The sequence below is a fragment of the Mesorhizobium sp. M2A.F.Ca.ET.046.03.2.1 genome (genome assembly GCF_003952425.1).
Classification (GTDB): domain Bacteria; phylum Pseudomonadota; class Alphaproteobacteria; order Rhizobiales; family Rhizobiaceae; genus Mesorhizobium.
Map to the genome: position 1 here is coordinate 6,610,209 of NZ_CP034449.1, position 13,133 is coordinate 6,623,341.

Consider the following 13,133-nt stretch of genomic DNA (forward strand, 5'->3'; position numbering starts at 1 on the left):
GATGAAAGACGTGCTGAAGGAACTCGAACGCCGCCGCGATATTGCCCGCATGGGCGGCGGCAAGGACCGTATCGAGGCGCAGCACAAGAAGGGCAAGCTCACCGCCCGCGAGCGTATCGAGGTCTTCCTCGACGAGGGCTCGTTCGAGGAGTTCGACATGTATGTCGAGCATCGCTCGACCGATTTCGGCATGGAGAAAACCAAAATCGCCGGCGACGGCGTCGTCACCGGCTGGGGCACCGTCAACGGCCGCCCGGTCTATATCTTCGCCAAGGATTTCACCGTGTTCGGCGGTTCGCTGTCGGAGGCGCATGCCGAAAAGGTCATCAAGGTCCAGGAGATGGCGCTGCGCAACCGCGCGCCGATTATCGGGCTCTATGACGCAGGCGGCGCGCGCATCCAGGAAGGCGTGGCCGCGCTCGGCGGCTATGCCGAGATTTTTCAGCGCAATGTGCTCGCCTCAGGCGTGATCCCGCAGATATCGCTGATCATGGGCCCCTGCGCCGGCGGCGATGTCTATTCGCCCGCCATGACCGATTTCATCTTCATGGTGCGCGACACTTCCTACATGTTCGTCACTGGACCGGATGTGGTGAAGACGGTGACCAACGAGACGGTGACCGCCGAAAGCCTCGGCGGGGCTTCCGTCCACACGACCAAATCCTCGATCGCCGACGGCGCCTATGACAACGATGTCGAGGCGCTGCTGCAGATGCGCCGGCTGGTCGATCTGCTGCCGGCATCTAACACGGCGGAGATCCCCGAGATCGAGTGCTACCAGTCGGTGACGGACCACGACCTGTCGCTCGACCGGCTGATCCCCGACAACGCCAACAAGCCCTATGACATCAAGGAGCTGATCCTGAAGGTCGCCGACGAAGGCGATTTCTTCGAAATCCAACAGAGTTTTGCGAGAAACATCGTCACCGGCTTCGGTCGCGTCGAGGGGCGCACGGTGGGCTTCGTCGCCAACCAGCCGATGGTGCTGGCCGGCGTGCTCGATTCCGACGCCAGCCGGAAGGCGGCGCGCTTCGTGCGCTTCTGCGACTGTTTCTCGATTCCCATCGTCACCTTCGTCGATGTGCCGGGTTTCCTGCCTGGCACCGCGCAGGAATATGGCGGGCTGATCAAGCATGGCGCCAAGCTGCTCTTCGCCTATGCCGAAGCAACCGTGCCGAAGATCACCGTCATCACCCGCAAGGCCTATGGCGGGGCTTATGACGTTATGGCGTCGAAGCATCTGCGCGGCGACATGAACTATGCCTGGCCGACGGCGCAGATCGCCGTGATGGGCGCCAGGGGCGCGGTCGAGATCATCTACCGCAAGGACATCGGCGATCCGGAGAAAATTGCCGCCCATACAAAGACTTACGAGGATCGCTTCCTGTCGCCTTTCGTCGCCGCCGAACGCGGCTATGTCGATGAGGTGATCATGCCGCATTCGACGCGGCGTCGCGTGGCGCGCGCGCTGCGCATGCTGCGCAACAAGGACATGCAGAACCCCTGGAAGAAGCACGACAACATCCCGTTGTGAGAAGCCGCGCCGACAACAAATGCGCATAACCCTTGCAGCTCAGAGCCTTATTCCGGCCAAGGGGTATGGCGGCACGCAGCGCCAGGTCGAATGGCTGGTCACTGAACTGGTCAGGCTCGGCCACCATGTCGTCCTGATCGCCGCGCCGGGATCGTCGCATCCGATTTGCGAGGTTAGGCATGCGGTCAGCGATGCCGAGTGCAGGGCGGCGATCCCCCGCGACACGCAGATCGTCAATCTCCACGCCTGGAAAGTCGAGGTCCCCTTCCCGACCCTTAACACCGAGCACGGCCACCTACCGGACTATCCGCGGCCGCAGCTCAACTGGAACTTCCTCAGCGCCCGTCATGCCGAGCTGCATGGCCGCAAGAGCTTCGTCTACAACGGGTTTCCGGTGGACGCTTACCGGCTGACGCCAACGAAGAACGATCATCTCTTCTTCATGGCAGCGATCGCACGGGCCGGAAAGGGGCTGAACCGCGCGGTGGATCTTGCCAAGAAATTCGACTTCATCCTCGATATCGCCGGCGGCTCGCGCTGGAAGCTGCTCGGCCGCAGCAAGACGCGCCGCGAGGGCGTGTTCTTCAAGAGCCTTTCCGCCCGCTACCGTTTTCACGGCATGGTCGACGGCCAGGACAAGCTGCGCCTGCTGGGTGAATCGAAGGCATTCCTCAACCCGATCTCCTGGGAAGAACCGTTCGGTATGGCGCAGGTCGAGGCCATGCTGTGCGGCACACCCGTGCTCACCACACCGCGCGGCGCGCTCGTGGAAACCGTAGATGCCGATACCGGGCGCTTCTTCCAGACCGACGAGGAGTTCGGACGCGGTCTTGCTGCGATCGGAGGCCTGTCGGCGCAACGATGCCGCCAGTCGGCCGCTGACAGATTCCCTATCGAGAAGACGGCGAAGGCCTATCTGGAACTCTATGCGCGCATCCTTGATGGCGAAGCGCTTCCGTGACAAATCACCGTCACATCAGCCATTGGTGGCGATTGTTCCGGATCTGAAGGTACCGCCCGTTGCGTCCCATCCTCGTCTTCTGCTTGCCGGCGATCGGAGACTTCATCCGTTGCCATTCGGCAATCCAGATTCTGGCCGAGAAGTTTCCCGGGCATCCGATCGACGTCGCCACCTCGCCGCTTGCCGCGCCGCTGGCGCGGCTGATGCCGCATATCCGCAAGACATGGATTGTCGAGAAGCACTGGAAGCCCGGGCTGAAACAACGGGCAGGTCTGGCGCGCGAAATCCGCAAGGAGAACTACCAGGCGGCCTATATGCTCACCAGCAGCACCAAGGCCGCGCTCGTGCCATGGCTGGCCGGCATACCGGAACGCATCGGCTATCCACGGGAATTCCAGTTCGGCATCATCAACCGCCTGCCTGCCGGCTGGCTGAAGAGCTTCGTGGCGTTCGGTCCGCGCAAGACCAGATTGTACGAACAGGTCTGCGCCATCGCGATGCTGGGTGAAAAGCCAGCCGACCGCATGCGGTTGCCTGCGCCGCAAATGGCTATTTCGGCCGAAGAGCTTTCCGATTGGCGCGCCCGACACGGGATCGATCCTGCGCGACCCGCGCTGGCGCTTTACACGTCCGCTTTCACCAACTTCCGCTCATGGCCGGCGGAGCGTTTCATCTCGGTAGCGAAGGATCACGCCCGGCGCGGCTGGTCGGTTTGGCTCATCGGCGGCCCACGAGAGCGCGAGGCCGCCGCGCAGATACGGGCAGCGCTTCCGGAGGCGGTGGATTTCACGTCGACACCGCAACTGACCGACGCCATGTGCCAGATCGCCGCCTCGACCGTCTTCCTCGGCGTTGATGGGGGCCTCTGCCATGCGGCTGCAGCTTTGGGCGGACCATGCGTGCTCATCTTCGGATCAAATCGGTCTTATGAGACAGGGCCTGTAAACGATCAGGTGCGTTATCTCGAGCCGCCGATTTCGACGCCGAGCTGGGTGCTTGATACACGCGGTGTCAGCGAGGAGCGGGTTCTCGCGGCTTTGGCGACAGCGATCCGAAAACACGGGCCGAAATTCGCCTGACCTTATTCCTCGGCTGCCGCGCCGAAGCCTGAGCCCATGCTGGCGCGTGCCGTGGTCGCCCACGGCGTGGCGTGGTTGTCGATGCGCATCTGGAAGATGAAATAGGTCGGCGAGCAGAAGCCGATGCCCTTGACCTTGGCCGCGCCCGGCGTGTCCGCCGGCAGCGACTGGCACATATAGTCCTCGCGGCAGAAATGATCGGCCGAGCAGGCCGGGCGGTTGCCACGATTGACCGCGCCGCCAAGACACTGGTCGAAATTGTTGGTCGCCACGCAGATGTCGAACTTCTTGCCGCCGACCAGGCCGCAGATCTCGCTGGGCATCGACTTGCCGGCTTTGAAGGCGGAGAAGGCGCGATCCTTTGTCGCAGGCCCGGTAGGCGAAGCCTCCTGGGACGCCGATCTTCGGTGGACGGCAGGTAAAGGCCGTGCGGGAGATCGCAGGAGCGAAGGCGGCGAACTGGCCAGTGATCCTGTAGCGATCGTTGAAGGGCTCTGCCGCATTGCTGGCGATCGAGCCGGTGAGGCAAGGATGGCCGGAAAACATAGCGGGGCTGTCTTTCGGCAGCAGGCATTCCGCCAATTTAGTTCTTACGCCTGAAGCGGTGGCGATCGGCGTGCAGATCGTGCCGCCGCCGCACTGCCAGCTGCTGCCGAAGCGGGCGGCATCTTCCGGCATCAGGCATGGCATCGCTGTTTCGGCCGGCGCGTAGGCGACCTCGCCTCCGTCCTTCCAGGTGGCGGGCGGGGCGAAGGAGAGCGGGCGAAAGCGATTGGGATCCCTGCCCTCGGCCGTCGCTTGCAGCCAGGCCTCGCGGCGCGCAATCTCGGCATGGAGATGCGGCGAGATGCCGACCTCGAGCCGGTTGAGCGGCGAGGTCGTCGCGTCGTCGAGGCCGATGAAATGGAAGCCGGCGGTAGAACCTGCCTGATGGCAGCCCTGGCAGGCGCCATTGTCGAGCAGCTCGACCAGGGCTTCCGGCGCGCGAGCCAACGAAAATTTCGAATAGTCGAGCGCGGCTAAGTCCTTCGGCTCGAATATGGGGGTGAACGGATGATTGGCTTGCCTGGCGCTGCCGAAGGTCGACCAGGAGATGACTTTTCTTGCCAGGAATTCGTCCGGGATTTGATAGACGCCGAGATCGACCGCAGCGGCATTGGCGCGGACATAGTCGGCAAGCCGCGCTTTCAGGGCAGCATCGTCGGCGAGCCGTGCCGCGTCCGGCGTATTTTCCAGAGGCTTCTCCCCCACTGTCGAGCCGTCGATGCTGAATATGCGCATCAGATAAGCCGCCTGCCCGCCGAACTCGGTTTCCTGGCCGGAAGGAAAGCGCACGACCTGCGCGTTGAGCTCAAGCTGCTTGAAGGACAGCGAGGCCTTCTCGAGCGGCCCGCCGCTCAGCCAGCCGGCATCGACCGGTCATCGAGCTGCGGCGTCCAGCGGCCGGCAGCGCCCGCGCAGCCGCCGTCAGCGTCCGGAGCGACGCGGTATATGGCGCTGAAGTTGAATGGCAGACGCGAGGCCAGTTGCTTGCCGTTCTTCTTAAACGAGTACGCAAGGCGATAGATGAACCGCACCTCGCCGCAGCTCGTCTCGTTGCCAAGCGCCGCGAAATCGCGCCGGTCGAGCCGGTTGACGACACCGACAACGCGGAAGCGCGCCGCGTTCGTCTTCAGCCAGCGCATGTCGATGATGCGGCCGACATTCCCGTCGGTCACTTCGTAGAGGGTGCGGCCGCCGGCCTTGATCTCGGCGCGCAACGCAGCAACATCTGCCGCGACTGTCTCAACGAGGGCGTGGTAGGCCGGTGCGGAGTCGTAGAGGGTCTTCAGGTCATCCTTTCCGTCAACACCGAAGAGACCGGCGAAACCGTACCCCTTGGTGTCGAGCTCGGCGAGGACGCGCGGGTCGTCGACGATGGTGACCGGATGACCGGCGGCATGCGCAAATGGCGCAGCGAAAGCCCCCAAAAGAAAGGCCGCGATCACGAGCCCCAGCCGTGTCATCGGATAGTGTTCTGCATCAATTCGCGAAGAACCGGCAGCATGGCCAGGGGCAGGTCTTCGGCTATCAAGCCCGGCCCAAAGCGGCTGCCCGCCTCTGCATGGATCCAGACCCCGGCGCAAGCCGCTTCGAAGGCCGGCATGCCTTGGGCAAGGAGGCCGGCGATGATGCCTGCCAGCACGTCGCCCGAACCGGCGGTGGCAAGCCAGGGCGCGCCATTGCCGTTGATCGCGGCGCGGCCGTCCGGCGCAGCGATCACGCTGTCGGCGCCCTTGTAGACGATCACCGCGTTGGCACGCTGCGCGGCTTCGCGCGCCTTGGCGAGCTTCGACAACGCCTTGTTGCCCGCAATGTCCGCGAACAGCCTGCCGAACTCACCCTCATGCGGCGTCATGATCAACGCTGGCGCATCCGGTCTGCCGGCTGCCTCGAACAGCGTCGAGGCTCCATTGCGGAAGGAGGTGATGCCGTCGGCGTCGAGCACGAGGCCCTCGACGCCGCCGTCCTGTCGCTTCCTGGCCAGCACGGCGAGCGTGAAATCGCGCGCCTTGTCGCCGATGCCGAAGCCGGGGCCGAGGACAAAGCTGGACGGCCGGCGATCGCCGATCAGGTCATGCACGTCCTCGATCGCGTCGACCTTGCGCAGCATGATGGAGGTCAGATGCGCCGCGTTGACCTGCATGGCGTTTGCCGGCGAGAGCACGGTGACGGCCCCTGCCCCGCTTCTTGCGGCCGCCAACGCCGACAGCCGCGCCGCGCCGGTAGCCAATGGGCCGCCCGAAAAGACGCTCGTATGGCCGCGCTTGTATTTGTGCGCGTCGACCGCCGGCGTAGGAAAGTTCGCGATCCAAAGCCCGGGCCGGTTCTCGAGGGTCCTTGGCGCGATCTCGTCGATGATCTCGTCGCGAATGCCGATATCGGCCAACACGATCTCGCCGCATCGCTCGCGGCCCGGCAGCAGCAGGTGCCCGGGCTTCTTTCGCGCGAAGGTCACCGTGAGGACCGCGAGAAATGCCGAGCCGAGAACTTCGCCGCTATCGGCGGAAACGCCCGAAGGCAGGTCGATCGCGACAACCGGCAGGTTCATCCCTGTCACGATGTCGACCGCGGCCTTGGCGTCGCCGGATAGCGGTTTCGACAGGCCTGCGCCAAAGAGCGCGTCGACGACCAGCGAACCGTCTTCGGGCGTGAGGGCCGACAGCGGTCGCCGCTCCAGGGTGCAGGCGGCAGCCGCGAGCGCGGCGTCACTGCCTGGCCGCGGTTCGCCCAACGCCCACAGAGCCACATCGACGCCAGCCTCGGCCAACAGCCGCGCCACGACATAACCGTCGCCGCCATTGTTGCCGGGGCCGCACAGCACATGCGCCCTCTTCGCGCCCGGGTGGCGCGCCAGCACCAGGGTCGCGACTGCTTCGCCGGCGCGTTGCATCAAACCGTAGCCGTCGAGCGGCCCGGCCGCGATCGCTAGTCTGTCCGCCTCGGCCATTTCGGCCGTCGATAGAAGTTCATTGCGCATGGGATTGCCGATCTCCGTGCGATCAAGCATTGTCCAGTTTTCGGTTCGAAGCAAACCGCCGCGGCCGCGCATCGTTTGCAGATGCGGCCGCATCCGACAGGGGTCCGATTGCTATTTGCGCTTCCTGCCCATTTTTTATGCAGGATTGAGGAGGGGCGATGTATAGGGTTTGGGCGTCCATGCCGCATCCGGCGCAGCGGATGACGCGAATTTGCATCCGGGCCCGATGCGGAATCGAAAACGCCCTGTACCTATTCTTCCCCCTGGATTGGCACGGTTCGTGCTAGATGGAGGCGCAAGCGGGGTACACAACCCGTCTTCTTGGCAGTGGAGGCCATTTTTTACATGAAAAAGATCGAAGCGATCATCAAGCCATTCAAGCTGGACGAAGTGAAGGAAGCGCTTCAAGAGGCCGGGCTGCAAGGCATCACCGTCACCGAGGCCAAGGGTTTCGGCCGTCAGAAGGGGCATACCGAGCTTTATCGCGGCGCCGAATATGTCGTCGACTTCCTGCCCAAGGTGAAGATCGAAGTGGTGCTCGGCGACGAAGCCGTTGAAGGCGCCATCGAGGCCATCCGGAAAGCGGCGCAAACGGGCCGTATCGGCGATGGAAAAATCTTCGTTTCCAACATAGAGGAAGTCGTGCGCATCCGTACCGGCGAGACCGGTATCGACGCCATCTGACGCCCTCCATCTTTCTGCAACGTCATCATCAAAAACACGTCATCACACAGGGATACATGACATGACGACAGCCAAAGACATCATGAAGCAGATCAAGGACAATGATGTGAAATTCGTCGACCTGCGCTTCACCGATCCACGCGGCAAGCTGCAGCATGTGACGATGGATGTCGTCGAGGTCGAGGAAGACATGTTCGCCGATGGCGTCATGTTCGACGGCTCCTCGATCGCTGGCTGGAAGGCTATCAACGAGTCCGACATGGTGCTGATGCCCGACACGGATACCGTCCACATGGATCCGTTCTTCGCGCAGTCGACCATGGTCATCCTGTGCGACATCCTCGATCCGATCTCGGGCGAGGCCTACAATCGCGATCCGCGCGGTACCGCCAAGAAGGCCGAAGCCTACATGAAGTCGGAAGGCATCGGCGACACCATCTATGTCGGCCCCGAAGCCGAGTTCTTCGTGTTCGACGACGTGAAGTACAAGGCAGACCCCTACAACACCGGATTCCGTCTGGACTCCACCGAACTGCCGTCCAATGACGACACCGACTACGAGACCGGCAATCTCGGCCACCGCCCGCGCATCAAGGGCGGCTACTTCCCCGTGCCGCCGATCGATTCCGCCCAGGACATGCGTTCCGAAATGCTGACCGTGCTGGCCGAGATGGGCGTGCGCGTCGAGAAGCACCACCACGAAGTCGCCGCCGCCCAGCATGAGCTCGGCATCAAGTTCGACACGCTGGTGCGCAACGCCGACAAGATGCTGATCTACAAGTATGTCGTGCACCAGGTCGCCAATGCCTACGGCAAGACGGCCACCTTCATGCCGAAGCCGGTGTTCGGCGACAACGGCTCGGGCATGCATGTGCACCAGTCGATCTGGAAGGGCGGCAAGCCGACCTTCGCCGGCAACGAATATGCGGGCCTGTCGGAAACCTGCCTCTATTACATCGGCGGCATCATCAAGCACGCCAAGGCGATCAACGCCTTCACCAACCCGCTCACCAACTCCTACAAGCGTCTGGTGCCGGGCTATGAAGCGCCGGTGCTGCTCGCCTATTCGGCGCGCAACCGCTCGGCTTCCTGCCGCATTCCGTTCGGCTCCTCGCCGAAGTCGAAGCGCGTCGAGGTCCGCTTCCCCGATCCGGGCGCGAACCCCTATCTCGGTTTCGCCGCCATGCTGATGGCCGGCCTCGACGGCATCAAGAACAAGATCCATCCCGGACAGCCGATGGACAAGGACCTCTACGACCTGCCGCCGAAGGAGCTGAAGAAGATCCCGACCGTCTGCGGCTCGCTGCGCGAGGCGTTGCAGAACCTCGACAAGGATCGCGGATTCCTGAAGGCCGGCGGCGTCTTCGACGACGATCAGATCGATGCGTATATCGAGCTCAAGATGGCCGAGGTGATGCGCTTCGAAATGACCCCGCATCCGGTCGAGTACGACATGTACTATTCTGTCTGACGACCGAACTTCTCGGCATCGGCGACAAAGACGGACCCCGGCGTTTCGCCGGGGTTTTCGCATGGGCAGTCCATTGGAGGGCTTTCCGCAAACCCAGCGTAGCCATGCAGCATCCGGCCGGTCCGCCACTGCAGAAGCAGCAGTCACGCCAAAGTGGTCGCGGCGCTCAATCGCCTGGCGTTGCTGCCGTTGACGGCGGCGGCAGGCGAAACATTCCCGCCGGTTGTTTGCATGCAAAAAGCCCCGGCGAAGAACGCCAGGGCTTTCGACAATTGAAACTTACGCGGCGCAGGCGAGGCCCGCGCCTGGATGATCAGGCGGCGGCCGAAACGGCGTCGGTCGAAACCTGCGAGATCGTCTTCAGGATCTGCGAAGCGATCTGGTAGGGGTCGCCCTGCGAGTTCGGGCGGCGATCTTCCAGATAGCCCTTGTAGTCGTTCTTGACGAAGGAGTGCGGAACGCGGATCGAGGCGCCGCGGTCGGCGACGCCGTAGGAGAATTTGTTCCACGGCGCGGTCTCGTGCTTGCCGGTCAGGCGCTTGTCGTTGTCCGGACCGTAGACAGCGATGTGATCCATCAGGTTCTTGTCGAACTGCGCCATCAGCGCCTCGAAATAGGCCTTGCCGCCGACTTCGCGCATATAGGCGGTCGAGAAGTTGGCATGCATGCCCGAGCCGTTCCAGTCGGTATCACCCAGCGGCTTGCAGTGGAACTCGATGTCGATGCCGTATTTCTCGGTCAGACGCAGGAGCAGGTAGCGAGCCATCCACATCTGGTCGGCGGCCTTCTTGGAGCCCTTGCCGAAGATCTGGAATTCCCACTGGCCCTTCGCCACTTCGGCGTTGATGCCTTCATGGTTGATGCCGGCGGCGAGGCAGAGGTCGAGATGCTCCTCGACGATCGTGCGGGCGACATCACCGACATTCTTGTAGCCGACGCCGGTGTAGTACGGGCCCTGCGGCGCCGGATAGCCGCTCTCGGGGAAGCCGAGCGGACGGCCGTCCTTATAGAAGAAATACTCCTGCTCGAAGCCGAACCAGGCGCCCTCGTCGTCGAGGATGGTGGCGCGCTTGTTGGAGACATGCGGGGTCACGCCATCGGGCATCATGACTTCGCACATGACCAGCACGCCATTGGTGCGGGCCGGATCCGGATAAACGTCGACCGGCTTCAGCACGCAGTCGGAGCTGTGGCCCTCGGCCTGGTTGGTGGACGAGCCGTCGAAACCCCACAGCGGCAGCTGCTCGAGCGTCGGGAACTCGGCAAACTCCTTGATCTGGGTCTTGCCGCGCAGGCTGGGGGTCGGGACATATCCGTCGAGCCAGATATACTCGAGCTTGTATTTGGTCATTCCAGTGCCTCTCGTTGCTAGGACGCCGCAAGCGACGTCAACGCATGGCCGGGCTTGCCGGCCTGCCGATGGTTAAAAAGCAATTCGTATGCCACTCCGCCGTCGGCGGGTGCGGCAAAATGGTCGCGCCAACACGTGGATTTTGCTCAGCCGCCTCAATAATGCGCTCTGATCGCTCAATCGAGATTTCTGCATAAATAATTGGCAAATATTGATCTTTTTGTAGGCATATTGCCTAAACGAATCGCAGAACCTATCTTGCTTGCTAAGTTTAATCGGCAAGCCTCAAGACAAGCAAGGAGGTCGCCAATGCAGGTCATGCAACCGCGTCCGTCGGCAAAAATCCTGATGTTCCCGCTGGCAGGGCGCAAGTCTGCCTCAAATTTAGGCGCCAAGGCGAAATTCGCGGCAGAGCTTGCGACGCTTCGCGGCGAGCACGCCGACTTTGACGGCTGGTATCACGAAGCAGCCGTCGAGGAAGAAAATCAGCGCAAGAGCTGATCGCCCCTTAGGTTTTATGGACGAAAAAGCCCGGCGCGATCGCTCGCGCCGGGCTTTCTTTTGGAGCAGATGACCGAGGTCAGTCCTTGGCGTGCAAGTCGGTGCCGAGCGTATCCCTGACGAAGATCATGCCGATGATCAGCGACATCGCCGCGATGATCACCGGGTACCAGAGACCGTAGTAGATATCGCCCTTGTAGGCGCTGAGCGCGAACACGGTCGCGGGCAGCAGGCCGCCGAACCAGCCGTTGCCGATATGGTAAGGCAACGACATGCCGGTGTAGCGGATGCGGGTCGGGAACATCTCGACCAGGATCGCGGCGATCGGCCCATAGACCATGGTCACGAACAGCACCAGGATGAACAGGATGCCGATCGTCATCGGCCAGTTGATGGCCGCCGGATCGGCGAACATGGCGAACGCGCCGCCGCCCGGTATGGTGTAGACCGTGACTTCCGTCGCACCGGCCGCCTCGTCCTTGGTCAGGACCTTGTCGGCGATCGCCTGCTCGGCCGGAACGGTGGCCTTCTCGCCGCCGCGGATCGTGGCTGCATCGAGCTTCAGTTCCGGATTGGCCGCGATGAAGGCGTCGAGCTTCTGGTCCGCCACCTTGGCCGCGGCGCGCTTCAGCGGATAGCCGCCGTCCTTCAGCGCCATGTTCACCGCCTTCTGGAAGACCCCCTCCTTGGCCTTGGCCTGATCGCCGGCGGCAACGGCATCATAAGACTCCACCGTCTCGTTGCCGATCTTGACCGTAGCCGCAGTTCCAGGCGCGGCCGTCGTGACGACGTCGTATGGCACCGAGTTCTTGGTCAAGAACGAGGTCGCGATATCGCAGGATGTCGTGAACTTCGCGGTGCCGACCGGGTTGAACTGGAACCTGCAGTCGCCGGGAGCCGCCGTCACCGTCGCGCGGGTGTTCTGCTGGGCGGTGGCCAGAGCCGGGTTGGCGGCCGAGGTCAACGCCTTGAACAGCGGGAAGGTGCAGACGATGCCCAAGGCCAGTCCGGCCATGATGATCGGCTTGCGGCCGATCTTGTCGGACAGCCAGCCGAACACGACGAAGAAGATCGAGCCGATGGCAAGCGCGATGGCGATCATGATGTTGACCGACTGGGCGTCGACCTTCAGCACGTTGGTGAGGAAGAAGAGAGCGTAGAACTGGCCGTTGTACCAGATCACGGCCTGGCCGGCGGTGAGGCCAAGCAGCGCCAGAAGGGCGATCTTGGCGTTCTTCCACTGGCCGAACGCCTCCGTCAGCGGCGCCTTGGAGCCCTTACCCTCGTCCTTCATACGCTGGAAGGTCGGCGACTCCGACAGCGACAGCCGAATCCAGACCGAAACGGCGAGCAGCAGGAAGGAAACGATGAAGGGAATGCGCCAGCCCCAGCTTGCATAGGTTTCCTTGCTGAGCGAGGCCTGCACGATCAGGATGACGATGAGCGACAGGAACAGACCGAGCGTCGCCGTGGTCTGGATCCATGAGGTGTAGTAACCACGGCGATCGTCGGGCGCATGCTCGGCGACATAGGTCGCGGCGCCGCCATATTCGCCCCCGAGCGCGAGGCCCTGCAGCATGCGCAGTCCGATCAGGATCACCGGAGCCGCGATGCCCCAGCTCGCATAACCGGGCAGCAGGCCGACCAGGAAGGTCGACAGGCCCATGATCGTCATGGTGACGAGGAAGGTGTATTTGCGGCCGACGAGATCACCGATGCGGCCGAACACGAGCGCGCCGAACGGGCGCACCAGGAAGCCGGCGGCAAAGGCCAGCAGCGCGAAGATGTTGCGCGTCGCCTCCGGGATCGCCGGGCTGAAGAAGGTCGAGCCGATGAAGGCGGCCAGCGAACCGTAGAGATAGAAATCGTACCATTCGAAAACGGTGCCGAGCGATGAGGCGAAGATGACTTTCTTCTCCTCCCGCGTCATACCGCGGCTGGTTCCGCCGGCGGCCGATGCCATTGCCATTTGAATATCCTCCCGTGAGATCCCGTCTGTCCTCGATGGCTGCGCGCCGCACTCCTCCGAACG

Annotated in this window: 13 protein-coding genes; 8 read left to right on the forward strand and 5 right to left on the reverse strand. The window is 63.0% G+C overall.

Translation table 11 applies throughout. The annotated features are described in order from the left end of the window. Position 1 precedes the first annotated feature (1 nt). Genes EJ072_RS31530 through waaF form a run of 3 tightly spaced genes read left to right on the forward strand, consistent with a single transcriptional unit; the run spans position 2 to position 3,574 of the window. Entirely contained in the window at positions 2–1,534 is a 1,533-nt protein-coding gene (locus tag EJ072_RS31530; RefSeq protein WP_126082784.1) for an acyl-CoA carboxylase subunit beta, read from the forward strand. Positions 1,535–1,553: 19 nt separating this feature from the next. Then, positions 1,554–2,495 (forward strand): glycosyltransferase, encoded by a 942-nt coding sequence (locus tag EJ072_RS31535; protein WP_126082785.1) that lies wholly within the window; start codon positions 1,554–1,556, stop codon positions 2,493–2,495. 59 nt (positions 2,496–2,554) lie between these two features. Continuing rightward, complete coding sequence (gene waaF, locus EJ072_RS31540) at positions 2,555–3,574, forward strand: lipopolysaccharide heptosyltransferase II (protein ID WP_126082786.1); 1,020 nt, start codon at positions 2,555–2,557, stop codon at positions 3,572–3,574. A 2-nt stretch (positions 3,575–3,576) separates the two neighbouring features. Here waaF and EJ072_RS37110 read toward each other — a convergent pair whose 3' ends face one another. Further along, positions 3,577–3,897, reverse strand: coding sequence for a hypothetical protein (locus EJ072_RS37110; RefSeq protein WP_245467054.1), 321 nt, complete (start codon positions 3,895–3,897; stop codon positions 3,577–3,579). A 161-nt stretch (positions 3,898–4,058) separates the two neighbouring features. Here EJ072_RS37110 and EJ072_RS37115 point away from each other — a divergent pair, with 161 nt between their 5' ends. Both EJ072_RS37115 and EJ072_RS37120 read left to right on the forward strand, forming a co-directional pair. Next, positions 4,059–4,286: a hypothetical protein gene (locus EJ072_RS37115; protein ID WP_245467058.1), complete on the forward strand. Its 228-nt coding sequence runs from the start codon at positions 4,059–4,061 to the stop codon at positions 4,284–4,286. An 86-nt stretch (positions 4,287–4,372) separates the two neighbouring features. After that, positions 4,373–4,597, forward strand: coding sequence for a hypothetical protein (locus EJ072_RS37120; protein WP_245467060.1), 225 nt, complete (start codon positions 4,373–4,375; stop codon positions 4,595–4,597). A gap of 374 nt (positions 4,598–4,971) precedes the next feature. On the opposite strand, the gene EJ072_RS37125 is transcribed toward EJ072_RS37120, so the two are convergent. Together EJ072_RS37125 and EJ072_RS31550 are read right to left on the reverse strand one after the other, a co-directional pair. After that, positions 4,972–5,580 carry a hypothetical protein gene (locus tag EJ072_RS37125; RefSeq protein ID WP_245467062.1) on the reverse strand — a complete coding sequence of 203 codons (609 nt, stop codon included), beginning with the start codon at positions 5,578–5,580 and terminating at the stop codon, positions 4,972–4,974. Beyond that, positions 5,577–7,094, reverse strand: a complete 1,518-nt coding sequence (locus tag EJ072_RS31550) for an NAD(P)H-hydrate dehydratase (RefSeq protein ID WP_126083811.1) — start codon at positions 7,092–7,094, stop codon at positions 5,577–5,579. Before EJ072_RS31550 ends, EJ072_RS37125 begins: the two co-directional genes overlap by 4 nt. A gap of 345 nt (positions 7,095–7,439) precedes the next feature. Between EJ072_RS31550 and EJ072_RS31555 the strand changes: the two genes are divergently transcribed. Both EJ072_RS31555 and glnA read left to right on the forward strand, forming a co-directional pair. Then, complete coding sequence (locus EJ072_RS31555) at positions 7,440–7,778, forward strand: P-II family nitrogen regulator (RefSeq protein WP_018428041.1); 339 nt, start codon at positions 7,440–7,442, stop codon at positions 7,776–7,778. A 61-nt stretch (positions 7,779–7,839) separates the two neighbouring features. Then, positions 7,840–9,249 carry a type I glutamate--ammonia ligase gene (glnA, locus tag EJ072_RS31560; protein ID WP_042642240.1) on the forward strand — a complete coding sequence of 470 codons (1,410 nt, stop codon included), beginning with the start codon at positions 7,840–7,842 and terminating at the stop codon, positions 9,247–9,249. A gap of 313 nt (positions 9,250–9,562) precedes the next feature. Here glnA and EJ072_RS31565 read toward each other — a convergent pair whose 3' ends face one another. Further along, on the reverse strand, positions 9,563–10,600 hold the full coding sequence (locus EJ072_RS31565) for a glutamine synthetase beta-grasp domain-containing protein (RefSeq protein WP_126082787.1): 1,038 nt from the start codon (positions 10,598–10,600) through the stop codon (positions 9,563–9,565). Between the two features lie 309 nt (positions 10,601–10,909). Here EJ072_RS31565 and EJ072_RS31570 point away from each other — a divergent pair, with 309 nt between their 5' ends. Beyond that, positions 10,910–11,101 (forward strand): DUF2735 domain-containing protein, encoded by a 192-nt coding sequence (locus EJ072_RS31570; RefSeq protein ID WP_126082788.1) that lies wholly within the window; start codon positions 10,910–10,912, stop codon positions 11,099–11,101. Positions 11,102–11,180: 79 nt separating this feature from the next. On the opposite strand, the gene EJ072_RS31575 is transcribed toward EJ072_RS31570, so the two are convergent. Continuing rightward, positions 11,181–13,070, reverse strand: a complete 1,890-nt coding sequence (locus tag EJ072_RS31575) for an MFS transporter (RefSeq protein WP_126082789.1) — start codon at positions 13,068–13,070, stop codon at positions 11,181–11,183. Positions 13,071–13,133 lie beyond the last annotated feature (63 nt).